We start from the raw sequence: 24,939 nt of genomic DNA, 5'->3' as shown, positions 1-24,939 counted from the left end.
CAAGCGCTGCCGGGGCGCAGATCGGCGGGCGGCCGGAATTCGGCGCGCCGGAGGCCGGCTCAGGGTTTGCGGGCGGCTTTTTCGTCGAGGCCGCTGATGCCCTGGCGGCGGGCCAGCTCGTCGAGCACGTTCGACAGAGGCACGTCGCGCGATTGCAGCATCACCAGCAGGTGATAGAGCGCATCGGCGGCCTCGGAGGTGAGGCGGTCGCGGTCGCCTTTCACCGCCTCGATGATCGCCTCGACCGCCTCCTCGCCGAATTTCTCGGCGCATTTCTCGGGGCCCTTGGCCAGCAGCTTGGCGGTCCAGCTGCTGTCCGGATCGGCTGCCGCGCGCTCGGCGATGGTCTGGGCGAGCTGGTCGAGGATATGCATCAGGCGTACTCCAGCCGCATCGGGATGCCGGCGGCGGCCATGTATTCCTTGGCCTCGCGGATGGTGAAATCCCCGAAGTGGAAGATCGAGGCGGCGAGGACGGCGCTGGCGTGGCCCTCGGTGACGCCCTCGACGAGGTGCTGGAGCGTGCCGACGCCGCCGGAGGCGATCACCGGCACGTCGACCGCGTCAGCGATGGCGCGGGTGAGGGGGAGGTTGAAGCCCGCCCGCGTGCCGTCGCGGTCCATCGAGGTGAGCAGGATTTCCCCGGCGCCCTTGGCCACCACGGTGCGCGCGAATTCCACCGCGTCGATCGGGTTGCCGTCGGCGTCGAGCGCGGCTTTGCGTCCGCCATGGGTGAAGATGCCCCAGCGGGTGCCGACGCCATTGTCGTCGGTCTCGATGGTCTTGGCGTCGATGGCGCAGACGATACACTGCGAGCCGAAGTGGTCGGCGGCCTCGGCCACCACGTCGGGGTTGGCGACGGCGGCGGAGTTGAAGCTGACCTTGTCGGCGCCAGCGAGCAGCAGCGCGCGCACATCCTCGCGGGTGCGGACGCCGCCGCCGACGGTCAGCGGGATATAGCATTGCTCGGCGGTGCGCTGGACGAGATCGTACATGGTGCCACGGTTTTCGTGGGTGGCGTGGATGTCGAGAAAGCACAGCTCGTCCGCGCCGGCGGCGTCATAGGCCTTGGCGGCCTCGACCGGATCGCCGGCATCGACCAGATCGACGAAGTTGACGCCCTTGACCACACGGCCGTCGGCGACGTCGAGGCAGGGGATGATGCGGGTTTTCAGCATGGGGCCGCTCCTTTGCCGCCTACATAACGTCGCGGGGGCAGAGGGGGAAGGGGGCAGCCCGCGCGAACCGGCCGCCTATCGGGCGGCGGCGATGCGGCGCAGCGCGCTGCGCAGGATCAGCCGGTGGAACGGGGTGATCAGCGCGAGGTAGGCCCACCCCAGCGCGTTGTTGCGGTGCACCCAGGTGGCGATATGCACGGTGCCGCCGGATTTCAGCACGGTGATGCGGAAATCGAGGTGGCAGTCGTCCATGCCGACGATGAGTTCCTCGTCGCTTTCATATTCCACCGGGAAGCCTGTCCGGGCGTCATCCGCGGCGGTTTTGAGGCCGAAGGGGCGCACCACCGCGTCGCGCAGGCGCAGGAGCGCCTGGGCCCAGGCGGGCGAGCGCAGGGCCAGATCCAGCGCCTCGCGCGGGGTGAGGGGGGTGGCGATGGCGTAATCGTCGAGGAAATCGCCCGGTTGCACGCGGGCCCAGATGCGGGCGTGGCGGGGCAGGGTGGTGGCGGTCATCGGCTATCTCACTGGCTACATAATACGAGGTGCAGGAAAACACGACATGCGTGTTTGGGCCAGTGGGCAGATCGCCTCAGGCGGCAGGTTTCGGGGCGATGGTCAACGGCTCCCGAGCGCGACGGCGGGGCATGGGCCGGAACCTGCGCGAAGCGGGGGAGCGGGTCGGCGGAGAAAGGATCACAACGCGGGATCGGCGGAAGGGCGCGTGGAATTTTTGCAGAAAAGGCAAGGTCTTGCCGGAAATCTGTGGGCAAACCGAGACCCCTCGCAGAGCCGGAAAAGCGCGCCTAGCTTCCTCTCACGGTTCGCCGGATGGTCCGGGAGCCACTGACAAAACTTATATGAAGGAGAGTTGTCATGAAGACGTTTGCCCTGAAATCGGTCGCCCTTGCCGCGCTGATCGCCAGCCCGCTGGCCGCCCAGGCGCTGACCGCCGAGCAGGATGTTGACGGCAATGGCACCTATTCGCTGGAAGAGTTGCAGACGGCTGTTCCGGACCTGAGCGCAGAGGCTTTTGCCCAGATCGACGTGAATGCCGATGGCGAGGCCGACATGACCGAAGTGGAGGCCGCGCAGGCGGCGGGGCTGCTGCCGAAGGGCTGACCCGGACCCTTCTGCCCCATCCTCCCTGTCGACCGGCGATGTCCCCCATGCGCCGGTCCCGCACCCGGTCTGTCTGCGAGTGAATCGGCAGGCCGGGCCCCAGCCTGGCCCCGCGTTTCGCGGGGCCAGGTTTTTTTGTGTGGGGGGCGGGGCGTCGATTTGCGGTTCGCCCGGCGTTTGCGCCGGGCCGCGCCTGCCTGAGCTGGCGCGGCCCTCCTCGCTTTTCGGCAGGCGCTTAGCCGCGCCGCCGCAGCAGCCTGTGCAGCAGCGCTGTCAGCCCCCAGAGCAGGCCGATGCCGAAAGACAGCGGGCCAAGGAAAAACAGCCCCCAGGCGGCGATCATGCCGAGGCTATAGGCGGTTTCGCCCCAGTCCTGCCCGGCGATCATGCAGGGGTGGCTGCTGCCTTCGTCGATCCGGCAGCCGATCGGGCCTGAGAGCACAAGCGTCGCGACGACGGCACCGATCCAGATCAGCAGCGGCGCGACCGTGGCGGCGGCGAAGATCCGTGACAGCGTGCGGAGCAAGGCGCGCCTCAGCCTTTCAGAACCTTCAGCGCCTCTTTCAGGTCGATGGCGCCGTCATAGAGCGCACGGCCCGAGATCGCGCCGTCGAGTGCTGCGCCGCAATCGCGCAGGGCGATCAGGTCGGCGATCGAACTGACGCCGCCCGAGGCGATCACCGGGATCGAGACAGTGCGGGCGAGCGCCGCGGTCGCCTCGACGTTCGGGCCCTGCATGGCGCCGTCGCGGTTGATGTCGGTATAGATGATCGCCGCCACGCCGGCGTCCTCGAAGGAGCGGGCGAGGTCGGTGGCGTCCACGTTGGTCTCCTCGGCCCAGCCCTTGGTGGCGACCATGCCGCCCCTTGCGTCGATGCCGACGGCGACCTGACCGGGGAAGGCGCGCGCGGCCTCGCGCACCAGATCGGGGTTCTCAACCGCGACGGTGCCGAGGATGACGCGGGCGAGGCCCTTGTCGAGCCAGGCCTCGATGGTGGCCATGTCGCGGATGCCGCCGCCGAGCTGGGCGGGCACGTCGCATTGGGCGAGGATCGCCTCGACCGCAGCCGCATTGACCGGCTCGCCCGCGAAGGCGCCGTTGAGGTCCACGAGATGCAGCCATTCGCAGCCCGCCTCGACAAAGGCGCGGGCCTGGGCGGCGGGATCGTCGTTGAACACGGTGGCCTTGTCCATCTCGCCGCGCAAAAGGCGCACGGCCTGTCCGTCCTTGAGGTCGATGGCGGGGTAGAGGATCATCGGCGGGCCTTTCCGGTGCTTGCGGGCGTTTCGCGTCCTATTGCACCGGGGCGGCGAGAAATGCAACGCGACCCTGGGTCAGCCTTGCCCGACTCGGGGCGGGCGGGTCAGACTGTGGCAAACGGGAGGATTAGCGATGAAACATGTTTTGCTTGCCGCGGCGATGAGCCTTGGGGTGGCCGGGGCGGCCTGGGCGGCCGATCCGCTGGAAGGCACCTGGAAGACCGAGGTCGACGACGGATCTTACGCGCATATCGATATTGCGCCCTGCGGCGCGGCGCTGTGCGGGGTGATCGCGCGGAGCTTCAACGGGTCGGGCGAGTATCGGTCCGAGAATCAGGGCAAGACATTGGTGATCGACATGGTCCCCAAGGGCGACGGAAGCTATGCGGGCAAGGTCTGGCGGCCGTCGAACGACAAGATCTATATCGGCAAGATGGATCTGGACGGCAACACGGTGGCGCTGCGCGGCTGTGTGGCCGGCGGGCTGATCTGTTCGAAACAGACCTGGAGCCGGGTGAACTGAGCCGTCGGCGCCATCGCGCCGGGCAGCGGGGCGGCTGCGAAATTCCATTGCGCACCCGGGCCTGGCGCGTGTAATCTGTGTCCGGCTTTGTTCTGCCGGGCCGGGACAGACGGCAGCAAATGCCAGTATCGCTGAATGGAGTGATGTTGGTGAAAAAGACAATTCGACATATCAAACGGACTCTGGCCGCCGCGATCTGCGCCGGGCTGATCCCCATGGCGGTGGCGGCGGATACGCCGCTGGGCACCTGGCTGACGCCGCCGGACGCCAACGGCATCGTCGCCCATATCGAGGCGCAGCCCTGCGGGGCGGCGGCCTGCGGCGTGATCGCGCGGACCTATGACAGCCAGGGCCGCCCGGTGCAGACGCCGAACCTGGGCGTGCGGGTGTTCTGGGACATGACGCCGGCCGGGGCCGGGGTGTGGACCGGGCGCGCCTTTGTGCCCGCCCATAACCGCAGCTACACTGGCACCATGAAGGTGAGGGGCAACCGGATGACGGTCAGGGGGTGCCTGGGGCCGGTGTGCCAGTCGCAGGTCTGGGCGCGGGTGAACTGAGGGGATCGCCGGGCGGCTCCGGGGACGGCTCAGGGCCGCCAGCGCAGGAAGTTGCCGATCAGCCGGAGGCCGGTCTGCTGGCTTTTCTCCGGGTGGAACTGGGTGCCCAGCATGGTGCCGCGGCCGATGATGGCGGTGACCTCGCCGCCATAGTCCACATGCGCCAGCCGCTCGTCCGGGTTGGTGACGCGCATCTGGTAGGAGTGGACGAAATAGGCGTGATCGCCGGTTTCGATGCCGTCCAGAACCGGGTGGGGATGGTCGATCACCAGATCGTTCCAGCCCATATGCGGCACCTTGAGGGCGGGGTCGAAGGGGGTGATCCTGACCACTTCGCCGCCGATCCAGTCGAGGCCCTCGGTGTCCTCGTATTCGCGCCCCCAGGTGGCCATCAGCTGCATGCCGACGCAGATGCCCAGGAAGGGGCGACCGCGGGTCTCCACCGCCTCGACCAGCGCGTCGAACAGGCCCGAATGGCCGCGCAGGGCAGCGGAGCAGGCCGGAAAGGCGCCGTCACCGGGCAGCACCACGCGGTCGGCGCGGGCCACCACATCGGCGTCGGCGGTGACCACGACGGTGCCGCCGCCGACCTCGCGCGCCATGCGCTGGAAGGCCTTTTCGGCGGAATGCAGATTGCCGCTTTCATAGTCGATGATGGCGGTCAGCATGGGGGTCTCCATCTGGTCTGTGCGGAGCGAGGGAGGGGCGGGGCCCTCCGGTGGGACGCGCCTTACAGCGCGCCCTTGGTCGAGGGGATCGCGTCGGATTTGCGCGGGTCGGTCTCCACCGCCATGCGCAGGGCGCGGGCCACAGCCTTGAACGCCGCCTCGGCGATGTGGTGGCTGTTGAAGCCGTGCAGCTGGTCCACGTGCAGCGTGATGCCGCCATGGGTGCTGAGCGCCTGGAAGAACTCGCGCACCAGTTCGGTGTCGAAGCTGCCGATCTTGGGCGTTGGCAGCGCGACGTTCCACACCAGATAGGGGCGCCCCGACAGATCCAGCGCGCAGCGCACCTGGGCGTCGTCCATCGGCAGGTGGCATTCGCCATAGCGCCGGATGCCAGTCTTGTCGCCGAGCGCCTGCGCCAGCGCCTGACCCAGCGCGATGCCGACATCCTCGACCGTGTGGTGGTCGTCGATGTGGTAATCGCCCTGCGCGCGCACGGTCATGTCGATCAGCGAATGGCGGGCCAGCTGGTCCAGCATGTGGTCGAAGAACCCCACGCCGGTCTGGTTGTCATAGCGGCCGGTGCCGTCGAGGGTCAGCTCGACCGTGATGTCGGTTTCCGCCGTCTTGCGGGAGATGCGGGCCTGTCGCATGGGGGCGCTCCTGTGATGCCGGGCCGTTATAGGGCCGGTTCGCCGCGAGGCCAAGAGTGCGCGGCGGGCGAAGGGGCGGGCGCCCTTAAACCGCTTCCCTTTTTGCCGCATCTGCGGCCATGATGGCGCCATGAGATACCTGGCCGATACCGCAGGACTGGTCCGCGACGGGGTGCTGAGCCCGATGCAGGCCGATGAGATCGCCCGCCGTGCGCGCGAGGACATGATGGGTTTTGCCGTCAATATCGTGCTGTTCACCGGCATCCTCGCGGTGATCGGCGGCATGGCGGCCTATCTGGACGATGCGGCGCAGTTCACCGCGCTGGGCGCGGCGGTGACGCTGGCGGGGGCGGCGGCGTTGTTGCGGGCGCCGGAGGCCTACCGGCTGCTGTCCAATGCCACGGCGGTGATCGGGGCGGTGATGCTGGTGGGCGGCGCGGTGGCCTGGGGGGTGGAGGCGACCGAACGGTTCGCGGTGGCCGCCGCGCTGGGCCTGCCGATCGCGCTGGGCGCCTATGCGGTCTGGCGCCGGGGGCCGGAGCGGCTGGCCTTTCTGGCGGGCTGGCTGACCTGCCTCGGGCTGGCGGCGCATCTGACCGGGGTGCTGGCCGAGCCGCTGGGCGGGCTGCCGCCCTGGATCCTTTATCACTATGCCGCAGCGGCGCTGATCCTGTGCGGCGTGGCGCTGGATTTCCGGCTGGTGAGTGCGCTGTCGATCCCGGCGCTGGCGGCGGCGTTGTCGTCGCGCAGTTTCTACCAGACCGGGGTCTATGGGCTGGCGATCTATGAATCGACGCTGACGGTGGTGCAGATGGCGCTGCTGGCCGGGGCCTGCCTGTGGCTGATCCGCGCCGCGCCGGAGCGGATCGCGCGCCATGCCACGATCCTGGGGCGGCTGGCCTTCATCTGGATGAACATGGCGTTCTGGATCGGCTCGCTCTGGGGCGACCGGGTCGGCGCCCACCTTTGGGGGCCGAAGTGGTCGGATTTCAGCGCCGATCCCGGATGGCACGCCGATGAGGCGGCCCGGGCGGCCTATGAGGCGGCGCAGATGGCGTTCATGGAACGGGTGACGGTGATTTCCGCCGATGCCTATGCGCTGGTCTGGGCGCTGGTGATTCTGGGCGTCGGGCTGTGGGCGGCGATGGGGGCGCGGCGGGCGGTGTTCAACACCGCCGTCACCTTTGGCGCGATCCACCTATATACCCAATATTTCGAGCGGCTTGAGGCCGCGCCGGGGACCGTGGTGATCGCCGGGCTGATCGCCATCGCACTGGCCTATAGCGCCTGGCGGATGAACGTCTGGGTGCGGGACAGGGCGAAGGGGTGAGGTGAGGGCAGCGGGGATTGCGCCCGGCCCGCCGCCATGCCAGTTTGGCCGCCGAACAATCCCCTAAGGCTGCGTCCCATGTCGACCTGCGTTTTCATCCAGATCCGCTGCAAACCCGGCACCACCTATCAGGTGGCCGAACAGATCGCCCTGCGCGAGATTCATTCCGAGCTGTATTCCACCAGCGGCGAATACGACCTGATGATGAAGCTCTACATCCCGGCGGATGCGGATGTGGGCAAATACATCAACGATCACCTGCTCGATATCGACGGGATCGAGCGGTCGCTGACCACGATGACCTTCAACGCCTTCTGATCCGGTGGTGCGCTGAGAGCCGCGCGCCCGGATCGCGCGGCGCACTTCTTCTGGGCTGCAAATTCGTATGTCCCGGCGGCGGGGGCCGAGCGGGCGGTCAGTCTTTGCGGTCCTTCATCAGCCGCTCGGCCTTTTTTCGGACCAGCACGCCGCGCAGGTCGTGCATGGCCAGCAGCAGCGCGTCGGTCACCGCCTCGAGCTGGGCCTCGCTGGCGCGGGTCTGGGCCCAGTGGGCGGTGAGGTTGAGGTGATCGACGGTCCGCAGGATGTCGTCGATGTCGCGGCGCGCGAGGATCTCGGCGCGCTCGGCCATCCAGGCCTTGATCTGCTCCAGATCGGCGTCGGTGAGCACCTTGTCGCCCTGTGGCTTGATCTCGCCATTGCGGATGTTGACGGCGGCGATCTGCACCATCTCGATGCGGCGGTCGCGGTTCTCGGTATCGACGCGAAAGACAAAGGCGCCGTTCTCGCGCACCCGGAAATAGTATTTCGGCAGGTCCATCCCGGCCCCCTCAGGTCAGCGCCGCGCAGAAGGCGGCGATGCGCGCGCAGGCCTCGGTCAGATTGTCGTCCGAGGTGGCGTAGCTGACGCGGAAGTTGGGCGAGAGGCCGAAGGCCGCGCCGAACACCACGGCGACGCCGGTTTCCTCGAGCAGCGCGGTGGCGAAGGCCTCGTCGTTTTCGATCAGGGTGCCCTTTGGCGTGGTCTTGCCGATCAGCCCGGCGATCGAGGGATAGACGTAAAAGGCGCCCTCGGGCGTCGGGCAGGTGATGCCGTCGATGGCGTTCAGCGCCGCGACCACCAGATCGCGGCGGCGTTTGAACGCCGCGTTGTTGGGGGCGAGGAAATCCTGCGGGCCGGTCAGCGCCTCCAGCGCCGCCCATTGGCTGATGGTGCAGGGGTTGGAGGTGGATTGCGACTGGATCTTGCGCATCGCCGCGATCAGATGCTCCGGGCCGCCGGCATAGCCGATGCGCCAGCCGGTCATCGCATAGGCCTTGGAGACCCCGTTGCAGGTCAGCGTGCGGTCGTAGAGCGCCGGTTCGATCTGCGCAGGGGTGCAGAACTCGAAGCCGTCATAGGTGAGGTGTTCGTACATGTCGTCGGTCATCACCCAGACATGGGGATGGCGCATGAGAACGTCGGTCAGCGCCTTCAGCTCGTCGCGGGTATAGCCGGCGCCGGTGGGGTTCGAGGGCGAGTTGAAGATGAACCATTTGGTTTTCGGCGTGATCGCCGCCTCGAGCTGATCGGGCGACAGCTTGAAGGCGTTTTCCAGCGAGGTCTCCACCGCGACGGGCGTGCCGCCGGCCAGCAGCACCATGTCGGGGTAGCTGACCCAGTAGGGGGCGGGGATCACCACCTCGTCGCCCGGGTTCAGCGTGGCCATCAGAGCGTTGTAGAGGATCTGTTTGCCGCCGGTGCCGACGCTGATCTGCTTGGGCGTGTAGGTCAGGCCGTTCTCGCGGGCGAACTTGTCGCAGATCGCCTGTTTCAGTTCGATCATCCCGTCGGGGGCGGTGTATTTGGTCTTGCCGGCGGCGATGGCGGCGACGGCGGCGTCCTTGATGTTCTGCGGCGTGTCGAAATCGGGCTCGCCGGCGCCGAGGCCGATCACGTCGCGGCCCTCGGATTTGAGCTCCTGGGCCAGGGTGCTGACCGCGACCGTTGGCGACGGTTTGACGCGAGAGAGTGTCGTGGACAGGAAACTCATGGCGGGCCTCGGTTTGTATGTTGTACCTGACTGTCATAGGGTGCCGCCGAATGGCGATCAACCCGCACCGAAAGCATCGGAGGGAGAGAAGCATGACCGACAACGACACCGATTGGTACGGCCCCGATGCCGCCACATTCGGCGACCGGGTGGCCGGCGCGCGCGAGGCCTCGGGGATGACCCAGGCGCAGCTGGCGCGGCGGCTGGGGGTGAAGAAGACCACCGTGCGCGGCTGGGAAGAGGATCTGTCCGAGCCGCGGGCGAACAAGCTGTCGATGATGGCGGGTCTGCTGAACGTCTCGATCATGTGGCTGCTGACCGGCGAGGGCGACGGCATGGACGGCCCGGCGAACGAGACCACCGAGGCACAGGATCTGGCGGCGGTTCTGGGCGAGCTGCGGGCGATTCGCGCGGACATGCGGGCCACCGGCGAGCGGGCGGCGCGACTGGAAAAGCGGGTGAAGCAATTGTTGGAACAGTCCGAGCAGGCACAGGTATGAACGAGACGCGGGAGATCCGGATCAAGCGGCTGAAGATGCGGTCGATGCGGCGCGGCATCAAGGAGATGGACCTGATCCTTCAGGCCTATGCCGGGCGCGCGCTGGAGGGCATGGCGCCCGAGGCAATGGACCTTTACGAGGCGCTGCTGAACGAGAACGATCAGGATCTGTACAAATGGGTGACCGGGCAGATCGAGACGCCGGCGCCCTATGCCGGGCTGGTGGATGAGATCGCGCAAAGCTTTCAGCCCTAGGTCGTTCAGGATTTAACCTATTTTTCGCCTTTTCGCGTCACCCTCTCACACGAGCCGTTCGTGTTGGAGGAACGTATGAGTATTGAAATGCAGATGAGCCTGGCCTCGCGGCAGGGGTTCATGTCCGGGTATCTTGAGGCGCTGGCGCTGGTCGAGCGGCTGCACCGGTTGCTGCTCGATGTGATCAAGGATGAGTTCGAGCGGGTCGGCATTCTGGAGATCAACTCGGTCCAGGGGCTGCTGTTGTTCAACATCGGTGACAACGAGGTCACCGCGGGCGAATTGAAAAGCCGCGGCTACTATCAGGGCAGCAATGTCAGCTATAACCTCAAGAAGCTGGTGGAGATGGGATACATGCACCATCAGCGCTGCGAGATCGACCGCCGCGCGGTGCGGGTGCGGCTGACCCAGCAGGGGCGCGAGGTGCGCGACGTCATCGAGGCGCTGTTTGCCCGCCACGCCGAGGGACTGGAGCAGAAGGGCGTGATGACGGCGGCGGGGGTCGAGGACATCACCAGCGCGCTGAAACGCGTCGAACGCTACTGGACCGATCAGATCCGGTATATCTATTGAACGATGTGTCGCCTGCCGAGCGCCGAGAGCGCCGGCAGTTCCAGCTCGCGCAGCAGCTTGCGGGCCATGGCCTCGCCATAGGCCGGATAGCCCGGCGCGGTCTGGACAAAGGCGCCGGGGCCGGTCAGCACCCAGGCGCGGAAATAAGACGGTAGCGCGCCGGGGCCCGCCTGGCGGCGATCTGCGCCGCGGGGCGTATCGGCACCGATCACCAGCGCGTTGATGGTCAGCCCGCTGCGGGCCAGCGCGGAGCGGACCTCGCGCGGGTGGGGCGGCTGGTTGTGGCGACCGTCACCGGACAGATCGAGGGTGCGCCGCCAGCAGCCCGGCTGGCGCGCCAGCAGGTCCGCGCCAAAGCGCATCGCGGCGCCGATCCCGGTCTGCGGCGGGGCCGGGCGGCGCGGGGTGGCGGCGAGCCGCGCGGCGATGCGGTCGAGCGTGGCGCGGTCGGCGATCGCGGTCCAGTCCAGCAGCAGACGCTGATAGCCCGCCCCGCTCCATTCATAGACCGCAAGGCGCACCGGCGCGATACCGGGGGCGAGCAGCGCGGGCGACTCGCGGATCGGTGAGGGCGGCGGCGAGCCCGTCCAACTGCAACCGGTATTCGCGCGCATCGACCGAACCGGAGACATCGAGCCCCAGCGCCAGCGCCTGGCGGCATTGCGCCGCGGCGGGCGGGGTCAGCACGAACAGTGCGGTCAGCAGCGCAGCCAAGTGCAGCGCGCGGATCATCCCGGCGCGCCCGGACCGGGGCGGGGCTGCGCGCCCGCCGAATCGACCGGGTCAGCCGTATCCGCCGTATCCGCCGCGCCCACCACGCGCGGGGCCAGCTCGCGCAGCAGCTTGCGGCGCATGGCGCGTTGGTAATCCTCGAACCCATGCGCCACCTCGAGAAAGGCGCCGGGGCCATGCAGGACGGTGTCGCGGTAGTAGGCGATCAGGTCGATCTCGGCGCCATCGTCGGGGGCGTTGACCACCAGCCCGTTGACGGTGACATCGGCAAAGGGGAACTCCGCATAGGCGGCGGCGGGGGGGAAGCCCTCGTTGTTTTCTCCGTCGCCGGCCATGTCGAGGGTGCGGTAGAGGCACGCGGGTCCGCGCGCCAGCAGACTGGCGCCGTAGCCCAGCGCGTAGCCCAGTGCGGTGGGAAACTCGGTCTGGCCGCGTTCGGAGCGGCCGATGGTTTCGGCCAGCTCCAGCAGATCGGCGCGGGAGCGGATCAGCCGCCAGTCGGCCAGCAGCGTCTGCTTTTCCCGACCGCTCCACTCATAGGCGGCGATGGCCACGGGCAGGGGGGCCGCGAAGACCGCCTGTTCGACTTCGGGTGCGATCAGCGCGGCGGCCAGGCCGCCGCGCTGGAGCGCGTCCTCGGCGGCGCTGACCGAACTGGACACGTCCAGCGCCAGAACCAGCGCCAGCCGGCACTCCGCCGCCGCCAGCGGTGCCGGGAGCCCGGCCGCCAGCGTCAGCGCGAGGGCCGCCGCCCTTACCAATGGCCGGTGTTTTCCATGCTGGTCCATGGCTCGGCCGGGGGCAGCGGCTCGCCGTTCTGCAGCAGCTCGATCGAGATGTTGTCGGGCGAGCGGACAAAGGCCATGCGCCCGTCGCGCGGCGGCCGGTTGATGGTCACGCCATTGTCCATCAGATGCTGGCAGGCCTCGTAGATATTGTCGACGCCATAGGCGAGATGGCCGAAATGGCGGCTGTCGCTGGGCAGCCCGTCGTCGCCGTCCCAGTTGTGGGTCAGCTCGATCGGGCACTCCTCCTGGCCCGGGGGGGCCATGAAGACCAGCGAAAATCGGCCCTCTTCGCTGTCGTACTGGCGGGTCTTTTTCAGGCCCAGCAATTCGTAGAAGGCCATGGATTTCTCCAGATCCTTCACCCGGACCATGGTGTGCAGGTATGTCAGCGCCATGTCTGGCCGCTCCCCTTCTTGTTGGATTGTGTGACCAACTTAATGCCGGGGGGCGGCTTGTCGAGCGGATTGGGGATCAGAAGGCCGACTGGATGCCGAAATTCACCCCGACCCGGTTGGCGTCATAGAGCGCGATGTTGCTGTCGGTGCGCGAGGCCGAGAGCTGCATCGTTGGGTTGAAGCCATAGTAATCGATCTTGTCGAAGGTCAGCGTCAGATCGGCCTGGAGGCGATCCTCTTGCCGGCCGTCGGGGCTGTGAGGGGAAATGTCGTAGCTGCGGTTGCGCGCCCAGAGGCCCATTTGCAGGGTGGCGCCGGCGACCGGTCTGGCCAGCGTCAGCTCGGCGCGCAGGCCGATCTCGCGGAACTCGTCGGCGGCGCTGGGCGACTGGGCGGCGGCCAGTGTCGCGCCGGTCCAGAGCGTGGCGCCCTTCAGAATGCGGGTGGTATAGGAGAAATCGGCGCGCAGGGTGTCGCTGTCGGCGGTGGCGATGCCGAACTGACGCTCGCCCGCCAGCCGCAGGTTGACCCGGTCGCCGGAGGCCAGGCGATAGGACTGGCCGGCCGAGAGCCGGGCGAAACGGGCATATTCCGCGCCGCCGTAAAAGCTTTGCCCGGCGTCGGCCACCACGCGGTATTCGCCCCGCCGGTCCAGGTTGAGGCCCCGGTGGCCATAGCCCAGCGAATAGGTGGCGAAGGCGAAATCGCTGCCCCGGGCGGTGGGGGCGAGGGATTTGGCCTCGGCCGACAGGGTGTAGCTGCGCAGATCGGCGGTGAAGATCAGGTCATTGGCGCGGGCATCGGTCTCAGCAAAGCGGTAGCGGGTGGTCATTCCCAGCGCGGTCTCGACCCCCGAAAGCGCCCGCGCGGTGCCGCCCAGTTCGTATTCGACCGGCTGGCCGAACAGCAGCTCGGACAGTTTGTAGTTGAGAAAGGAGGAGCGCGCCGAGGAGCCGTTGTTGATGTTGGACTCCGGCGTGACCGAAAACGAGAGCTGGGTCGCCCAGGGGTTGCGGGCGCGCACATAGCGGAAATCGCCGATCGCCTTGCGCTCGGCGGCCTCGTTGGGGGCGTGCTGGACGGCGCGGCGCAGCCACCATTGCGCCCGGGTGCGGTGACCGGCGGAGGCGAGCGCCTGGGCCATCAGCAGCGAGCTGGAATAGCGCTGGGCGTCGTCGCCGGCCAGCTGCCAGGCGGCGCGGGCCGAGGTCCGGGCCAGCTCGAACCGGCCCAGGTCGCGGGCGGCGCGGGAATGGACCATCAGCGCGGTGCGGTCGGCCGGATCGCGCGCCAGCAGCGCCTGGGAATAGCGCAGCGCGCGCGGCGCGTCGCCGCCGCGCAGGGCCATCAGCGCGGCCAGGCGCATCTGGTCGGGGGCCAGTTCCAGGCCTTCGGCCGGGGCCCGGACGGGGGCCGCCAGCACCGTCAGCGCCGCCAGCAGGGCCAGCGCCCGGGTCAGGCTGATGCGCATCGCGGACACCGCCGCCCCCTAGCGATAGACGATGAAGCCGCTGGTTTCGCGTACGCTGTCGGCGACCGGGTCGATGCTGTTTTCCAGCACCACGACGCCGACGATCTTGCCGGCCTTCTTGCCCGAGACGACGGCGTAGTACTTGCCGTCCTCGAACACCTGGCTGGCGCCGGTGCTGTCGGTGTAATAGCTCTGAACCTCGCCCAGAATCTCGCCGTTGTCGTCCATCACGCCGGGGCCGACCCTGAAGGTGGCGGTGGGATAGCGGCGCAGGGTGATGTCGTTTTCGACCTCGATCCGCTTGATCACGTCGTCGGTGATGTCGGCGCCGTCGGTGTCGAAGATCCGCCGGTTGGTGATGCTGCCCTTCACCGCGTCGCCGCGCCCGCCGGTATCTTCGTTGAAATCGTCGAAGTCGATGGCGACCTCGATATCGGCTGTGGTGTATTCCAGCCCGCCGGCGCCGTTGAAATCGCGCAGGCCGGCCATCACGCCGCTATAGATCGCCTGGCCGGTCGAGGGCAGGGTGACGGTGTTTTCGCGCTGATAGACGAAACCGCCGAAGCCATAGCCGACATAGGCGCCGGTGCGCACGATGGCGAACTTGGCGTTGCCGTCCCGGCTGGCCCCATAGATCGCCCGGTGCTTGAACTGGGTGACCGGCTTGCTGCTCTCGGGGTCGGTGAAATGTTCGTCGGCCTCGTAGACCGCGTATTTGCCGGCCAGCGAGCTGACCTTGGTGCCCCGCGAATATTCGTTGTCGCCGTCGAAGGCGAGGTTGTCGACGGTGAAGGTATCCTTCTTGGCGTCGTAGCTGATGTCGGTGGCATAGCCGTTGCCGTAATAGGCCCCCTCGGTCGAGGTCGGCTCGCTGCGGAAGATCGTGGTATCGGCCCCGGGCGAGGCGGTGCCGGGCGGCAGGGTGCGGCCGCTGTCGATCCCGCTGCCGGTATCGGTGCCGGTGTCCGTGCCCGTGTCGGTGCCGCCGCTTTCGCTGGCGAAGGGGTTTGAGCCACCGCTGCACGCCGACAACGCCAGCGCGGTCGCTGCCGCGACGAGAAACTTGGTCATGACTGCCTGCCTCTGTTCGTTTTGGAACAAGTTTTTTTCACAAGGTTCTGGAAACAGGGGGAAAAGTCAATCGCCAATCCCGGGCGGCGGCGCCTTGTTGAGTAAAAATGGCGGAAATGCAATACCGGATATTGCGGTTTCACGGCGTTTTTCGGCAATATATAGTGGCGCACGACTCATGTAGTGAAAGGATCCCGCCATGCCGCTGTCGCCCGAGCAAGAGGCCGAAATCGCAGACCAGCGCGGCCAGTCGCAGCAAACCCTGCGCGCCGTCGCGCCGGGGATGGAGGATCACCTCTATACCGCCTACCCGGTGCTGGACCACGGGTTCGTGCGCGTGATCGACTATATGGGCGACGATGCGGCGATCTGCCAGGCGGCGCGCGTCAGCTATGGCAAGGGCACCAAATCGGTCAGCAACGACGAGGGGCTGATCCGTTACCTGATGCGGCACTGGCATTCGACGCCCTTCGAGATGTGCGAGATCAAGCTGCATGTGAAACTGCCGGTGTTCGTGGCGCGGCAGTGGATCCGCCACCGCACCGCCAATGTGAACGAATATTCCGCACGCTATTCGATCCTGGACCGCGAATTCTATATCCCGGCGCCGGAGCATGTGGCGGCGCAGTCGACGGTGAACAACCAGGGCCGCGGCGCACCGCTGGAAGGGGCGGAGGCCGCCCGGGTGCTGGAAATCCTGAAAGCTGACAGCGCGCGCGCCTACGACAATTACGAGGCGATGATCAGCGACGAGGGCCAGCAGGGGCTGGCGCGCGAGTTGGCGCGGATGAACCTGCCCGCCAATATCTATACCCAATGGTACTGGAAGGTGGACCTGCACAACCTGTTCCACTTTCTGCGGCTGCGGGCGGATGCCCATGCGCAATACGAGATCCGCGTCTATGCCGACGAGATCTGCAAGCTGGTCGCCGACTGGGTGCCCTTTGCCTATCGCGCCTTTGAGGATTACCGCATGGGGGGAGCGACGCTCTCGGCCACCGCCCTTGATTGCATTCGGCGAATGGTGAAGGGTGAAGAGGTGACGCAGGAAAGCTCCGGCATGTCCAAGGGGGAATGGCGGGAGTTTATGGGGGTGATGGGGTGAGGGTTTGATCAGTCAAGTTCTCAACTCACCAGCATTCCAAAATGGTTTCTGGGTATTTGTAGGGATCGTCGCGGGCGCCTTCATTCAATATTTCCTGGGCTATTTGCAGGGACGGAAGCAGGCGAAGAATGCCCTCAAGGTCATGCAAATCGAAATCGAGTATAATTTGGGCGAGGTGAAAGCTCTACTCGATCATATTGAATGGATGCGATCCAGAATTTCTGCGGGCCAAATTTTGGTAGGGGACCTGTTTTTCCCGATGGAGAAGTTTGACTACTCGTCTATCGCACCGTTGGCGAACTCCGGTTACTTTCACATTCTTCTGGGGCCCGAAAGAGTGAAGAAATACCTAGAGTTCAATAACTTCTTTCGAGTTGAAAACGGATCCAGCTTGACCTCTATGCTGCGTACTGAGCATGGCGCAGAGAACTCTTTGAATTTCTTGGATAATGTCAAAGTGAGAGCCTTGGAGCTAGCTAAGGGACTTGACCAGATTGCCAACTCGCGGCTTACCTTCGTCAGGTTAAAGCTAGTCCCAAAGAAATCTGGCGAATAGCTCTGGGTAGGAATTTTTTTGTTCCAATTTCTGGCCTTTGTTTTTGCGGCAGGCGACGGGTGCGCGCCTCGAATGAACAAGCCACGCCAGCGCCGGACCGGGGGCTGGCGCTGCGCCCTCTGACCGGCGCGCTTTATCCCTGCCACATCCGGACAACATTCGAGCGGCGCGCCACCGTCGACAGAGCGCCAGACCGCGGGACCGGTCCGGCGCTGGCGCGGCGCCCTTCGGGCTTGATTCCGCGCTGGGGCTTGGTTCGGAGGGGGGAGATGTGGACGGAACGGCCCGGCGCGGCTGCGGACAGTGTCATGCCTTGCAAGGCACGAGAGGCACCCTTCGGCCTTGATTTCGCGCCGGGGGGCTCTGCGGAGGGGGCGCTTTTGACCTGGACCCGCTTTGCGCTACACTCCCCCCATGCCCGATCTCTCCCGCTTCCACGAGGCCCAGGCCGCCACCTATGACACCGCTTTGGCGGAGCTGGCGGCGGGGGCCAAGGTCACCCACTGGATGTGGTTCATCTTTCCCCAGCTGCGCGGGCTCGGCCGCTCGGCCACGGCGCAGTACTACGGGCTCGAGGATCTGGACGCGGCGCGCGCCTGGCTCGCCGATCCGTTGCTGGGCCCGCGGCTGATCGAATGCGCCCGCGCCCTGCTGGGCCACAAGGGCGCCGCGCCCGAGGCGATCCTGGGGCCGGTCGACGCGAAGAAGCTGCGCTCATCGGCGACGCTGTTCGAGGCCGCCGGCGGCGGGCCGGAGTTCGCCGAGCTGCTCGGGATGTTCTATGGCGGACGCCGCTGTTCGCGCACGCTGGAGCTGCTGCGCGAGGGCTAGGGCCCGCCCCGGCGCGGGGCCGGGAGGGGCGGAATGCGTGTCTGAGATTTCAGAGGGGTTTCAGATCCGCGGCCATCTGCCGGCCGTCCCGTCCATCCTGCAATTCGTAAGCAACCTTCTGATTGTCGGCGAGCCCGGTCAACCCGGAGCGTTCGACGGCCGAGATGTGCACGAACACATCCTTGCCGCCGTCATCCGGCGCGATAAAGCCATAGCCCTTGGTGGTATTGAACCATTTCACGGTGCCACTCGGCATGTCCCGTGTCTCCTTCTGACTTGCACTTGGCCCCGCGCGTCGCATGTGCACGGGGGCGCGGCCGGCCGCTCAGAGGACCGGCTTATGTCGTCATAGGCGGGTGTCTGATCGGCGGCGGCGCGGGGTCAGGATTGCACGGCTTTTGCAAAAATCAAGAAAAAGGGGATGAAACCCGCGCGCGTGCCGGTTATTTCGGCAGGCGAACCGGGAGGCGAGAGATGATCCTTTATGGTCTGAAAACCTGCGATACCTGCCGCAAGGCGCTGAAATCATTGCCGGATGCTGAATTCGTCGATGTCCGTGCCGATAGGGTGCCAGAGGCGGTCCTGCGCACGGCCCATGCGCAGTTCGGCGCCGCGCTGCTCAACACCCGCTCGACCACCTGGCGCGGCCTTGCCGAGTCGGAGCGCGCCGGCGCGCCGCTGGATCTGCTCGCGGCGCACCCGGCATTGATGAAGCGGCCGCTGATCGAGGCCGGCGGAAGGCTCTATCTGGGCTGGACCGCAGAGGTGCGCGCGGCCCTTGGCGCGGGCTGACCGCGCGCTTATGTGAGACGTTCGACACAGGAGGCGAGACAAGATGCGCAATGCGGCCCTCGTACTGGGGATCATCGCCGGGGTGGCGGGGATGATCGTGGGGTTCTTCAGCTATGGCTATACCGCCTTCGTCGAGCAGTTCGGCGAGGTCGAGGGGCTGGCCGAACAGGTCACCGATGTGCAGCTGGTCCGGGTGACCTCGGTGCTGGCGCCGATGCTGGCGATCGCCGGCGGCGCGATGGCGCGGGCGCGGGCGCTCTGGGGCGGGATCCTGCTGCTGCTGTCGGCGGCGGGGATGTATCACGCCTTTGGTTTCAATGTCTTCACCATGTTCCCGATCGCCTTTGCCGGGCTGGCCGGGGTGCTGGCGCTGGCCGCCGGCAAGCCCGACGAGCCCAAGGCGCATTTCTGAGCCGGATCAGGCCCGGGCGTCCTCGGGGCCGCTGGCCTAGACCCGGACCGGCGCCATCCGCCGCCGCAGCAGCGTGTCGAGCGACAGCGCGCCGGCGCCCTTGATCGCCGGCACCGCCAGCAGCAGGACCCAGAACAGCCGCTGATCGAAGAGGGTGCCGTCGGGCATCCGGTCGAACCAGGCGCCGATCGTGGCCGGGTCGGTCAATCCGTGGCCAAAGATGTCGGTCAGCGATTGCAGGATCACGAAACCGATCATGCCGAGCGCGGCCAGCCGGGTGAAGAGGCCGGCGACGATCAGCGCCGGCAACAGGAACTCCGCCCAGGTGCCCAGCGTCACCACCAGCCAGTGCAGGGCCGAAAGCTGCGTGGCATCATAGCCCACCGCCTCGAGCTGGCGGGGAAAGATCTGCGCATAGGCGCCGGTCGAGGGGCGCAGCAGGCCCAGCGGCCCGTCGCCCAGCTTGGTCAGCGCCGAGGCCCAGTAGTACCCCAGCAGCGTCGCCGCGAAGGCCAGTCGGGCCAGCAGCGGCAGGATCTCGTCGCCGGCGCGGTCCAGCGTTCCGGCCAAGTGGTCATAGAGGCGGATCAGGGGCTGCATCTGCTATCCTTCGGTCATGAGGTCGGTGATCGCCCCGCCCTGAAGCAGCAGCGTCAGCGTTGGCGTCAGGTCGAAACCTGCGGCCTCGGCGCGGGCGGCATCCTCGGCCGCGCCCCAGCTTTGGCCGGTCTGCAGCGCCGCGATCCAGGCGGCCCCGCCGGGGGGCAGGGGCTGCGGGGCGGGGTCATACCCGGGGCGGGTGATCAGCACGTCCTGCGCCGCGGCCTGCGGCTGGGGCGCGCCGGGTTCGGTGGCATAGCGCCAGATGTCGAAGACCGGCCAGGGCGAGCGCCGCAGGCGCAGCGCCGGGGCGAGGGCGAGCCGCGCGGCGAGCAGCGCCTCAGGCGCGGTCTGTCCCAGACGCTCGGGCGGGATCGGGGCGGCGTCGGCGGCGTGGTAGGATTGGCGCAGCGCCAGCTCCAGACGCGCCACGTCGGCGAGGTAACCCAGGTGGGACAGTTGTTCGAGACCGGCCAGGAAGTCCGGAAAGGCCTCGCCGTAGAGCATCAGCAGCGGCGAGGCCGGCGGATGGGCACGCAGGAACATCCCGGCGATGCCGTCCATGTTGGTCTTGCCCAGCAGGCTGGCGACGGCGGGGAAGCCGTCGTGCAGCGCCTCGGTGAGGGAAACCGCCACATTGTTGCGGTAGACGTCGAAGCGCCGCCCGGCGGGGCGCGCGGCGGCGTCCTGCAGGCCCGTCGGGGCGGGCCGGTCCGCGTCCAGCAGCGCGGCGCGAAAATCGGTCTGGCTCACGCTCATGCGGGCACCCGATGCAGGGCGGTCTGGGCGCGGGCAGCCTCGGCCGCAAGCTGAGGCCAGTCGGGCACATCGTTGTCCCATTCGATCAGCAGCGGCTGCGCGCCGGAGCGCGCCAGGGTATAGTCCAGCAGCGCCCAGACCGGATCGGCGACCGCGCGCCCGTGGCTGTCGATCAACAGCGGCGCGCCGTGATCGTCGGCTTGTTCGTCATGGCCGCCGAGGTGGATTTCGCCCACCGCATCGAGCGGGAAGGCGTCGATATAGCCCTGCGGCGAGAACCCCAGATTGGTGGCCGAGACGAAGACATTGTTGACGTCCAGCAGCAGCCCGCAGCCGGTGCGGCGGGCGATCTCGGCCAGGAATTCTGGCTCGGCCCAGGTGCTCTCGGCGAAGGCGAGATAGCTGGAGGGGTTTTCCAGCAGCATCCGGCGGCCCAGCGTGGTCTGGACCTGATCGATATGATCGGCGACCCGGGCCAGCGTGGCATTGGTATAGGGCAGCGGCAGCAGATCGTTCAGAAAGGCGCTGTCGTGGCTGGACCAGGCCAGATGTTCGGAAAAACTGGCCGGGGCCAGCCAGTCGCAGAGGTGTTTCAGCCGGGCCAGGTGATCGCGGTCGAGCGCCCCCTCGCCGCCGATGGAGAGGCCGACGCCATGCACCGAGATCGCAAACCGTTTGGACAGCTGGCGCAGTTGCGCCAGCGGACGGCCGCCGTCGCCCATGTAGTTCTCGGCATGGATCTCCAGCCAGGTCACGGCGCCGGGATCGGAGGTCAGGTCGGCGAAATGCTGCGGTTTGTAGCCGACGCCGGCGCTGTGCGGCAGGCGCGGGCGGCGGGCGGACTGGTCCAGCATGGGCATGTCCCCGGATCACAGGAAAGGAAAACGGGCGGCGCTGTGACGCGCCGCCCGGTGCGGTGGCCCGATCAGCTCGGGATGTCGCGATCCAGCGGCTCCAGCGAGCCCATGCGCGCGGTGCCGTCTGCCATCGCCGGCAGTTCCATCGAGGTGCAGGCGCCCTCGTCGACCAGCTTCCAGGAGTTGCCCTGATAGTCGACCTTGGAGGTGCCGGCGCAGGTGGTGCCGGGGCCGGCGGCGCAGTCGTTCTTGCCTGCCATCGACACGCCGTAGCATTTTTCCTTGGCCTGGGCCGAGGCGCTGTGGGTGGTGGCGGCGGTCAGGGCCGCGGCCACGGCGCCGGCAACGGCCAGGGTCTTGATGGTGGTGTTCATTGCGAGTCTCCTCTTTATCGCTGATGTGTTGGTATGTCGCAGGGAGACTGTAGCGCGGCGGCCTTGTCGGGGTGAATTCACGACGCCGTGCGTCACGCCCGCGTCAGATCATGTGACCGAAGCGGACCTTTCCGGCGCTGGAAACCGTGGAAACGCCCGAAAATGTTACGCCCCGGACCGTTTGGGCGGGCCGGGGCGCGGGATCGGGGCGGGAAATGTTACAGAAGGTCGGGCGGCGTCGCTTCCCGCGTGAGTGCCCTTGCAACATCCTCGAGCGGCTGGACGCTGGTCTGTTTCTCGCCCAAGCGGCGGACCGAGACGGTGCGCTCCTCGACCTCGCGGGCGCCGACGGCGAGGATCGCCGGCACCTTGGCGACCGAATGTTCGCGCACCTTGTAGTTGATCTTTTCGTTGCGGACGTCGGCCTCGGCGCGGACACCGGCGGCCTGCAACTTCGCCACCACTTCGGCGACGTAATCGTCGGCCTCGGAGGTGATCGAGGCGACCACGACCTGGCGCGGCGCCAGCCAGAACGGCAGCTTGCCGGCGTGTTCCTCGATCAGGATGCCGATGAACCGCTCGAAACTGCCCAGCGTGGCGCGGTGCAGCATGACCGGGCGGTGCTTGGCCCCGTCGGCGCCGATATAGGTGGCGTCCAGCCGCTCGGGCAGGACGAAATCCACCTGCAGCGTGCCGCACTGCCAATCGCGCCCGATGGCGTCGGTCAGCACGAATTCCAGCTTGGGCCCGTAGAAGGCGCCTTCGCCCGGATTCAGCTCGATGTCATTGGTCACCTTGCGGGTGGCCGTGAGCAGGGCCTCTTCCGCGCGGTCCCAGACCTCGTCCGTGCCGGCCCGCATGTCGGGGCGGTCGGAGAACTTGATCTTGTAGCTGGGAAAGCCCAGATCGCGGTAGATGGCGCCGAGAAAAGTGATGAATTTCTCGGTTTCCGAGGCGATCTGATCCTCGGTGCAGAAGATATGGGCGTCGTCCTGGGTAAAGCCGCGCACGCGCATGATCCCGTGCAGCGCGCCCGAGGGCTCATAGCGGTTGCACGACCCGAATTCGGCCATGCGCAGCGGCAGGTCGCGGTAGGATTTCAGCCCTCGCTTGAAGATCTCCGCATGGCAGGGGCAGTTCATCGGTTTCAGCGCGTTGACGGACTTCTCGCGCGCGTGTTCCTCGTCAACCTCGACGATGAACATATGCTCCTGGTATTTCTCCCAGTGGCCCGAGGCCTCCCACAGGCGGCGGTCGACCACCTGCGGCGTGTTCACCTCGACATAGCCGCCGCGCTTTTGCTGGCGGCGCATGTAATCCTGCAGGGTGGTGTAGACGGTCCAGCCGTTGGGGTGCCAGAACACCTGGCCCGGGGCCTCTTCCTGCATGTGAAACAGGTCCATCTCGCGGCCCAGCTTGCGGTGGTCGCGCTTGGCGGCCTCCTCCAGCATGGTCAGGTAAGCTTTCAGCTTTTCCTTGTTCTGGAAGGCGACGCCGTAGATCCGTTGCAGCATCGGCCGGTTGCTGTCGCCGCGCCAATAGGCGCCGGCGATGCTCATCAGCTTGAAGGCGTCGCCCGGCACCTGGCCGGTGTTCTGCAGGTGCGGGCCGCGGCAGAGATCCTGCCAGTGGCCGTGCCAGTACATGCGCAGCGGCTCGTCGCCGGGGATCGCCTCGACCAGCTCGACCTTGTAGGGCTCGTTGTTGGCCTGGTAATATTCGATCGCGCGGGCGCGCTCCCAGATCTCGGTGGTGACCGGATCGCGGCGGTTGATGATCTCTTTCATCTTCTTTTCGATCGCGCCCAGATCCTCGGGCGTGAACGGCTCTTCGCGGTCGAAGTCGTAGTACCAGCCGTTCTCGATCACCGGACCGATGGTGACCTTGGTGCCGGGCCAGATCTCCTGAACGGCGCGGGCCATGATGTGGGCCAGATCGTGACGGATCAGCTCCAGTGCCTGCGGCTCGTCCTTGAGGGTGTGGATGGCGATCTCGGCGTCTGCGTCGATGGGCCATTGCAGATCCCAGTGCCGGCCGTTGACGGTGGCGCTGATCGCCTTCTTGGCCAGCGAGGTCGAGATGTCGGCCGCGACCTGCACCGGCGTGATGCCGGCGTCGAACTTGCGCGCATTGCCATCGGGAAAGGTGAGTGAGATTTGGGCCATGTCTGGCACTCCTCGTCGGTTTGGCGCCCACGGAACGCCCGGTTGCGGGTTATGATGTGCGGTTGATTTGGCAGGCGCGCGGGGGCAAGTCAAGCGGGTGCGGCAATGCGGCATCGCAGGCGCGCGGCCCGGACGGGGCCCGCCGGGGAGTGCCCGGCGGGGGTGTGCCCGGCCCTGCGGCCGGGCGATCGGGGTCGCCGTCAGATCGGTCCGATCAGATCACCTTGACGATCTGCTTGCCCACATTGCCGCCGCCCAGCATCGAGATGAAGGTCGCCGGCGCGTTTTCCAGCCCCTCGGCGATGTCCTCCAGATAGGCGATCTCGCCGCCCAGAACCTTGGGCGCGACCTCTTGCAGGAACTGCGGGAAGCGGTCGAAATGGTTGGAGATGATGAAGCCGTTGACCGACAGGAAATTCACCAGGATGTTGCGCCAGAGGCCGGGTGCGGTGAGCCCCTGATCGCGGGCGCCGGCACCAAGGCCGCCGGCGTTGTACCAGGCGATCATGCCGCAGATCGGGATGCGTCCGAACGGGTTCATCAGCGGCATCACCGCCTCGAGCACCTTGCCGCCGACATTCTCGAAATAGATGTCGATGCCGTCCGGGCATTCCTGTTTCAGCGCGGTACGCAGGTCGCGGGCGTTCTCATAGGCGCGGTGATCGAGGCAGGCGTCGAATCCGAACCTGCCGGTGGCCAGTTCGCATTTGTCGGCGCCGCCCGCGATGCCGACGGTGCGAAGGCCCGCCAGGCGCGCCACCTGACCCACCATGGAGCCGACCGGGCCGGTGGCGGCGGCAACCACGAGCGTTTCGCCCGCCTTCGGTTTGCCGTACTCGGTCAGCCCGTGCCAGCCGGTGAAGCCGGGCATGCCGAGCACGCCCAATGCTGTGGTGATCGGCGCCTGGGCCGGGTCCAGCTTGCGCAGGTGGCTTGCGGGCAGGCAGCCGTGGGTGGCCCAGCCGAACATGCCGAAGGCGAAATCGCCGGGTTTGAAGTGCGGGCTCTGCGAGGCGATCACCTCGCCCACCGCGCCGGCCTCCATGGTGCCGCCGACGGGCACCGGGGCGGCATAGGATTTGGCGTCATCCATCCGCCCGCGCATATAGGGATCGAGCGACATGTAATGGACACGCACCAGCACCTCGCCCGCGCCGGGGGTCGGGATCTGGGCGGCCTCGTAACTGAAATTCTCTGCTGTCGGTGCGCCCTCGGGGCGGCTGGCCAGGGCGATACGGTACATCTGGTCTGTCATGGGCGGTCTCCTCTTCGCGCTGCGGCCACGGTGGCGGGCGCGGGCCGGCTTGGCAAGCCGGGCGTGGCGGAACGTGGCGGCAATCGCCGGGGCAACTTGCCAAGGAGGCGCGCCCCCTTGGCAAGTTGCCCC

The 24,939-nt window shown here is 67.2% G+C and carries 33 protein-coding genes and 1 pseudogene; 13 read left to right on the top strand and 21 right to left on the bottom strand.

Features of this window, described 5'->3' with window-relative positions:
• Window positions 1–59 precede the first annotated feature (59 nt).
• From E1832_RS20190 to E1832_RS20180, 3 genes are all read right to left on the bottom strand, one after another.
• Window positions 60–374 carry a phosphoribosyl-ATP diphosphatase gene (locus tag E1832_RS20190; protein ID WP_133361597.1) on the bottom strand — a complete coding sequence of 105 codons (315 nt, stop codon included), beginning with the start codon at window positions 372–374 and terminating at the stop codon, window positions 60–62.
• Window positions 374–1,177, bottom strand: coding sequence for an imidazole glycerol phosphate synthase subunit HisF (gene hisF, locus E1832_RS20185; RefSeq protein WP_133361596.1), 804 nt, complete (start codon window positions 1,175–1,177; stop codon window positions 374–376). Before hisF ends, E1832_RS20190 begins: the two co-directional genes overlap by 1 nt.
• 75 nt (window positions 1,178–1,252) lie before the next feature.
• Window positions 1,253–1,690 carry a DUF2867 domain-containing protein gene (locus E1832_RS20180; protein ID WP_133361595.1) on the bottom strand — a complete coding sequence of 146 codons (438 nt, stop codon included), beginning with the start codon at window positions 1,688–1,690 and terminating at the stop codon, window positions 1,253–1,255.
• Window positions 1,691–2,050: 360 nt separating this feature from the next.
• Here E1832_RS20180 and E1832_RS20175 point away from each other — a divergent pair, with 360 nt between their 5' ends.
• Window positions 2,051–2,296: an EF-hand domain-containing protein gene (locus E1832_RS20175; protein WP_133361594.1), complete on the top strand. Its 246-nt coding sequence runs from the start codon at window positions 2,051–2,053 to the stop codon at window positions 2,294–2,296.
• 235 nt (window positions 2,297–2,531) lie between these two features.
• Here E1832_RS20175 and E1832_RS20170 read toward each other — a convergent pair whose 3' ends face one another.
• Both E1832_RS20170 and hisA read right to left on the bottom strand, forming a co-directional pair.
• Entirely contained in the window at window positions 2,532–2,822 is a 291-nt protein-coding gene (locus E1832_RS20170; RefSeq protein WP_245514063.1) for a hypothetical protein, read from the bottom strand.
• A gap of 8 nt (window positions 2,823–2,830) precedes the next feature.
• Window positions 2,831–3,553: a 1-(5-phosphoribosyl)-5-[(5-phosphoribosylamino)methylideneamino]imidazole-4-carboxamide isomerase gene (gene hisA / locus E1832_RS20165; protein WP_133361593.1), complete on the bottom strand. Its 723-nt coding sequence runs from the start codon at window positions 3,551–3,553 to the stop codon at window positions 2,831–2,833.
• Between the two features lie 136 nt (window positions 3,554–3,689).
• Between hisA and E1832_RS20160 the strand changes: the two genes are divergently transcribed.
• Both E1832_RS20160 and E1832_RS20155 read left to right on the top strand, forming a co-directional pair.
• A complete protein-coding gene (locus E1832_RS20160) occupies window positions 3,690–4,079 on the top strand; it encodes a DUF2147 domain-containing protein (RefSeq protein WP_133361592.1) in 390 nt (129 codons plus the stop codon).
• 149 nt (window positions 4,080–4,228) lie between these two features.
• On the top strand, window positions 4,229–4,636 hold the full coding sequence (locus E1832_RS20155) for a DUF2147 domain-containing protein (protein ID WP_165978939.1): 408 nt from the start codon (window positions 4,229–4,231) through the stop codon (window positions 4,634–4,636).
• Window positions 4,637–4,665: 29 nt separating this feature from the next.
• Here the strand turns inward: E1832_RS20155 and hisH are convergent, their stop codons facing one another.
• Entirely contained in the window at window positions 4,666–5,304 is a 639-nt protein-coding gene (hisH, locus tag E1832_RS20150; RefSeq protein ID WP_133361590.1) for an imidazole glycerol phosphate synthase subunit HisH, read from the bottom strand.
• A 62-nt stretch (window positions 5,305–5,366) separates the two neighbouring features.
• A complete protein-coding gene (gene hisB / locus E1832_RS20145) occupies window positions 5,367–5,954 on the bottom strand; it encodes an imidazoleglycerol-phosphate dehydratase HisB (protein WP_133361589.1) in 588 nt (195 codons plus the stop codon).
• Between the two features lie 130 nt (window positions 5,955–6,084).
• Here hisB and E1832_RS23150 point away from each other — a divergent pair, with 130 nt between their 5' ends.
• Both E1832_RS23150 and E1832_RS20135 read left to right on the top strand, forming a co-directional pair.
• Window positions 6,085–7,284 carry a hypothetical protein gene (locus E1832_RS23150; RefSeq protein ID WP_133361588.1) on the top strand — a complete coding sequence of 400 codons (1,200 nt, stop codon included), beginning with the start codon at window positions 6,085–6,087 and terminating at the stop codon, window positions 7,282–7,284.
• Between the two features lie 78 nt (window positions 7,285–7,362).
• Window positions 7,363–7,602: an Lrp/AsnC ligand binding domain-containing protein gene (locus E1832_RS20135; protein ID WP_133361587.1), complete on the top strand. Its 240-nt coding sequence runs from the start codon at window positions 7,363–7,365 to the stop codon at window positions 7,600–7,602.
• A 97-nt stretch (window positions 7,603–7,699) separates the two neighbouring features.
• Here the strand turns inward: E1832_RS20135 and E1832_RS20130 are convergent, their stop codons facing one another.
• Both E1832_RS20130 and E1832_RS20125 read right to left on the bottom strand, forming a co-directional pair.
• Window positions 7,700–8,104: a hypothetical protein gene (locus E1832_RS20130; protein WP_133361586.1), complete on the bottom strand. Its 405-nt coding sequence runs from the start codon at window positions 8,102–8,104 to the stop codon at window positions 7,700–7,702.
• Between the two features lie 10 nt (window positions 8,105–8,114).
• Complete coding sequence (locus E1832_RS20125) at window positions 8,115–9,317, bottom strand: pyridoxal phosphate-dependent aminotransferase (RefSeq protein ID WP_133361585.1); 1,203 nt, start codon at window positions 9,315–9,317, stop codon at window positions 8,115–8,117.
• A 92-nt stretch (window positions 9,318–9,409) separates the two neighbouring features.
• On the opposite strand from E1832_RS20125, the gene E1832_RS20120 reads away from it, so the two are divergent.
• From E1832_RS20120 to E1832_RS20110, 3 genes are all read left to right on the top strand, one after another.
• Window positions 9,410–9,817, top strand: coding sequence for a helix-turn-helix domain-containing protein (locus E1832_RS20120; RefSeq protein WP_133361584.1), 408 nt, complete (start codon window positions 9,410–9,412; stop codon window positions 9,815–9,817).
• Complete coding sequence (locus tag E1832_RS20115; protein WP_133361583.1) at window positions 9,814–10,071, top strand: succinate dehydrogenase assembly factor 2; 258 nt, start codon at window positions 9,814–9,816, stop codon at window positions 10,069–10,071. The genes E1832_RS20120 and E1832_RS20115 overlap by 4 nt, the downstream gene beginning before the upstream one ends.
• Window positions 10,072–10,146: 75 nt before the next feature.
• The gene (locus E1832_RS20110; RefSeq protein WP_133361582.1) at window positions 10,147–10,644 is read left to right on the top strand and encodes a MarR family winged helix-turn-helix transcriptional regulator; all 498 of its coding nucleotides are present in this window, start codon (window positions 10,147–10,149) and stop codon (window positions 10,642–10,644) included.
• On the opposite strand, the pseudogene E1832_RS20105 reads toward E1832_RS20110, so the two are convergent.
• From E1832_RS20105 to E1832_RS20085, 5 genes and pseudogenes are all read right to left on the bottom strand, one after another.
• Window positions 10,638–11,376: pseudogene (locus E1832_RS20105) on the bottom strand (DUF1194 domain-containing protein). The gene E1832_RS20110 and the pseudogene E1832_RS20105 overlap by 7 nt on opposite strands.
• Complete coding sequence (locus tag E1832_RS20100) at window positions 11,373–12,164, bottom strand: DUF1194 domain-containing protein (RefSeq protein WP_206021083.1); 792 nt, start codon at window positions 12,162–12,164, stop codon at window positions 11,373–11,375. The pseudogene E1832_RS20105 and the gene E1832_RS20100 overlap by 4 nt, the downstream one beginning before the upstream one ends.
• Window positions 12,131–12,559, bottom strand: coding sequence for a VOC family protein (locus E1832_RS20095; RefSeq protein ID WP_133361581.1), 429 nt, complete (start codon window positions 12,557–12,559; stop codon window positions 12,131–12,133). Before E1832_RS20095 ends, E1832_RS20100 begins: the two co-directional genes overlap by 34 nt.
• Before the next feature lie 76 nt (window positions 12,560–12,635).
• Entirely contained in the window at window positions 12,636–14,039 is a 1,404-nt protein-coding gene (locus E1832_RS20090) for a surface lipoprotein assembly modifier (RefSeq protein ID WP_133361580.1), read from the bottom strand.
• 9 nt (window positions 14,040–14,048) lie between these two features.
• Entirely contained in the window at window positions 14,049–15,101 is a 1,053-nt protein-coding gene (locus E1832_RS20085; RefSeq protein ID WP_133361579.1) for a hypothetical protein, read from the bottom strand.
• Window positions 15,102–15,300: 199 nt separating this feature from the next.
• Here E1832_RS20085 and thyX point away from each other — a divergent pair, with 199 nt between their 5' ends.
• The 3 genes from thyX (at window position 15,301) to E1832_RS20070 (ending at window position 17,593) form a co-directional block, all read left to right on the top strand.
• On the top strand, window positions 15,301–16,206 hold the full coding sequence (gene thyX / locus E1832_RS20080; RefSeq protein ID WP_133361578.1) for an FAD-dependent thymidylate synthase: 906 nt from the start codon (window positions 15,301–15,303) through the stop codon (window positions 16,204–16,206).
• Window positions 16,207–16,210: 4 nt separating this feature from the next.
• Complete coding sequence (locus tag E1832_RS20075) at window positions 16,211–16,762, top strand: hypothetical protein (protein WP_133361577.1); 552 nt, start codon at window positions 16,211–16,213, stop codon at window positions 16,760–16,762.
• A gap of 414 nt (window positions 16,763–17,176) precedes the next feature.
• Window positions 17,177–17,593 (top strand): DUF1810 domain-containing protein, encoded by a 417-nt coding sequence (locus E1832_RS20070; RefSeq protein ID WP_133361576.1) that lies wholly within the window; start codon window positions 17,177–17,179, stop codon window positions 17,591–17,593.
• A gap of 49 nt (window positions 17,594–17,642) precedes the next feature.
• On the opposite strand, the gene E1832_RS20065 is transcribed toward E1832_RS20070, so the two are convergent.
• Entirely contained in the window at window positions 17,643–17,849 is a 207-nt protein-coding gene (locus E1832_RS20065) for a cold-shock protein (RefSeq protein WP_133361575.1), read from the bottom strand.
• A 218-nt stretch (window positions 17,850–18,067) separates the two neighbouring features.
• Between E1832_RS20065 and E1832_RS20060 the strand changes: the two genes are divergently transcribed.
• Complete coding sequence (locus E1832_RS20060; RefSeq protein WP_133361574.1) at window positions 18,068–18,385, top strand: arsenate reductase family protein; 318 nt, start codon at window positions 18,068–18,070, stop codon at window positions 18,383–18,385.
• Between the two features lie 43 nt (window positions 18,386–18,428).
• Window positions 18,429–18,797 (top strand): hypothetical protein, encoded by a 369-nt coding sequence (locus E1832_RS20055; RefSeq protein WP_133361573.1) that lies wholly within the window; start codon window positions 18,429–18,431, stop codon window positions 18,795–18,797.
• A gap of 36 nt (window positions 18,798–18,833) precedes the next feature.
• Here the strand turns inward: E1832_RS20055 and E1832_RS20050 are convergent, their stop codons facing one another.
• The 6 genes from E1832_RS20050 to E1832_RS20025 all read right to left on the bottom strand — a co-directional run bounded on the left by E1832_RS20050 (window position 18,834) and on the right by E1832_RS20025 (window position 24,807).
• On the bottom strand, window positions 18,834–19,397 hold the full coding sequence (locus E1832_RS20050) for a DoxX family protein (RefSeq protein ID WP_133361572.1): 564 nt from the start codon (window positions 19,395–19,397) through the stop codon (window positions 18,834–18,836).
• A gap of 3 nt (window positions 19,398–19,400) precedes the next feature.
• A complete protein-coding gene (locus tag E1832_RS20045) occupies window positions 19,401–20,156 on the bottom strand; it encodes an HvfC/BufC N-terminal domain-containing protein (RefSeq protein WP_133361571.1) in 756 nt (251 codons plus the stop codon).
• Complete coding sequence (gene bufB, locus E1832_RS20040) at window positions 20,153–21,010, bottom strand: MNIO family bufferin maturase (protein ID WP_133361570.1); 858 nt, start codon at window positions 21,008–21,010, stop codon at window positions 20,153–20,155. The genes E1832_RS20045 and bufB overlap by 4 nt, the downstream gene beginning before the upstream one ends.
• 71 nt (window positions 21,011–21,081) lie before the next feature.
• A complete protein-coding gene (locus E1832_RS20035) occupies window positions 21,082–21,387 on the bottom strand; it encodes a BufA1 family periplasmic bufferin-type metallophore (protein ID WP_133361569.1) in 306 nt (101 codons plus the stop codon).
• A gap of 218 nt (window positions 21,388–21,605) precedes the next feature.
• Complete coding sequence (gene thrS, locus E1832_RS20030) at window positions 21,606–23,552, bottom strand: threonine--tRNA ligase (protein ID WP_133361568.1); 1,947 nt, start codon at window positions 23,550–23,552, stop codon at window positions 21,606–21,608.
• Window positions 23,553–23,766: 214 nt separating this feature from the next.
• A complete protein-coding gene (locus E1832_RS20025; RefSeq protein WP_133361567.1) occupies window positions 23,767–24,807 on the bottom strand; it encodes an NADP-dependent oxidoreductase in 1,041 nt (346 codons plus the stop codon).
• Window positions 24,808–24,939 lie beyond the last annotated feature (132 nt).

It is taken from the genome of Antarcticimicrobium luteum, assembly GCF_004358185.1.
In the GTDB taxonomy this organism is placed as follows: Bacteria; Pseudomonadota; Alphaproteobacteria; order Rhodobacterales; family Rhodobacteraceae; genus Antarcticimicrobium; species Antarcticimicrobium luteum.
The sequence above is the reverse complement of the archived record's forward strand: the minus strand, read 5'-3'. Positions and strand labels throughout refer to the sequence as shown.

Bases quoted from the DNA above. Each gene is read 5' to 3' on its own strand.
- E1832_RS20135 (WP_133361587.1), top strand. From the start codon at position 7,363: ATGTCGACCTGCGTTTTCATCCAGATCCGCTGCAAACCCGGCACCACC.
- thrS (WP_133361568.1), bottom strand. From the start codon at position 23,552: ATGGCCCAAATCTCACTCACCTTTCCCGATGGCAATGCGCGCAAGTTC.
- E1832_RS20025 (WP_133361567.1), bottom strand. From the start codon at position 24,807: ATGACAGACCAGATGTACCGTATCGCCCTGGCCAGCCGCCCCGAGGGC.
- E1832_RS20045 (WP_133361571.1), bottom strand. From the start codon at position 20,156: ATGAGCGTGAGCCAGACCGATTTTCGCGCCGCGCTGCTGGACGCGGAC.
- E1832_RS20050 (WP_133361572.1), bottom strand. From the start codon at position 19,397: ATGCAGCCCCTGATCCGCCTCTATGACCACTTGGCCGGAACGCTGGAC.
- E1832_RS20060 (WP_133361574.1), top strand. From the start codon at position 18,068: ATGATCCTTTATGGTCTGAAAACCTGCGATACCTGCCGCAAGGCGCTG.
- hisB (WP_133361589.1), bottom strand. From the start codon at position 5,954: ATGCGACAGGCCCGCATCTCCCGCAAGACGGCGGAAACCGACATCACG.
- E1832_RS23150 (WP_133361588.1), top strand. From the start codon at position 6,085: ATGAGATACCTGGCCGATACCGCAGGACTGGTCCGCGACGGGGTGCTG.
- E1832_RS20120 (WP_133361584.1), top strand. From the start codon at position 9,410: ATGACCGACAACGACACCGATTGGTACGGCCCCGATGCCGCCACATTC.
- hisF (WP_133361596.1), bottom strand. From the start codon at position 1,177: ATGCTGAAAACCCGCATCATCCCCTGCCTCGACGTCGCCGACGGCCGT.
- E1832_RS20190 (WP_133361597.1), bottom strand. From the start codon at position 374: ATGCATATCCTCGACCAGCTCGCCCAGACCATCGCCGAGCGCGCGGCA.
- bufB (WP_133361570.1), bottom strand. From the start codon at position 21,010: ATGCTGGACCAGTCCGCCCGCCGCCCGCGCCTGCCGCACAGCGCCGGC.
- E1832_RS20115 (WP_133361583.1), top strand. From the start codon at position 9,814: ATGAACGAGACGCGGGAGATCCGGATCAAGCGGCTGAAGATGCGGTCG.
- E1832_RS20130 (WP_133361586.1), bottom strand. From the start codon at position 8,104: ATGGACCTGCCGAAATACTATTTCCGGGTGCGCGAGAACGGCGCCTTT.
- E1832_RS20175 (WP_133361594.1), top strand. From the start codon at position 2,051: ATGAAGACGTTTGCCCTGAAATCGGTCGCCCTTGCCGCGCTGATCGCC.
- hisH (WP_133361590.1), bottom strand. From the start codon at position 5,304: ATGCTGACCGCCATCATCGACTATGAAAGCGGCAATCTGCATTCCGCC.
- E1832_RS20065 (WP_133361575.1), bottom strand. From the start codon at position 17,849: ATGCCGAGTGGCACCGTGAAATGGTTCAATACCACCAAGGGCTATGGC.
- E1832_RS20100 (WP_206021083.1), bottom strand. From the start codon at position 12,164: ATGGACCAGCATGGAAAACACCGGCCATTGGTAAGGGCGGCGGCCCTC.
- E1832_RS20035 (WP_133361569.1), bottom strand. From the start codon at position 21,387: ATGAACACCACCATCAAGACCCTGGCCGTTGCCGGCGCCGTGGCCGCG.
- E1832_RS20070 (WP_133361576.1), top strand. From the start codon at position 17,177: ATGCCCGATCTCTCCCGCTTCCACGAGGCCCAGGCCGCCACCTATGAC.
- E1832_RS20180 (WP_133361595.1), bottom strand. From the start codon at position 1,690: ATGACCGCCACCACCCTGCCCCGCCACGCCCGCATCTGGGCCCGCGTG.
- E1832_RS20055 (WP_133361573.1), top strand. From the start codon at position 18,429: ATGCGCAATGCGGCCCTCGTACTGGGGATCATCGCCGGGGTGGCGGGG.
- E1832_RS20085 (WP_133361579.1), bottom strand. From the start codon at position 15,101: ATGACCAAGTTTCTCGTCGCGGCAGCGACCGCGCTGGCGTTGTCGGCG.
- E1832_RS20110 (WP_133361582.1), top strand. From the start codon at position 10,147: ATGAGTATTGAAATGCAGATGAGCCTGGCCTCGCGGCAGGGGTTCATG.
- E1832_RS20095 (WP_133361581.1), bottom strand. From the start codon at position 12,559: ATGGCGCTGACATACCTGCACACCATGGTCCGGGTGAAGGATCTGGAG.
- E1832_RS20160 (WP_133361592.1), top strand. From the start codon at position 3,690: ATGAAACATGTTTTGCTTGCCGCGGCGATGAGCCTTGGGGTGGCCGGG.
- hisA (WP_133361593.1), bottom strand. From the start codon at position 3,553: ATGATCCTCTACCCCGCCATCGACCTCAAGGACGGACAGGCCGTGCGC.
- E1832_RS20125 (WP_133361585.1), bottom strand. From the start codon at position 9,317: ATGAGTTTCCTGTCCACGACACTCTCTCGCGTCAAACCGTCGCCAACG.
- thyX (WP_133361578.1), top strand. From the start codon at position 15,301: ATGCCGCTGTCGCCCGAGCAAGAGGCCGAAATCGCAGACCAGCGCGGC.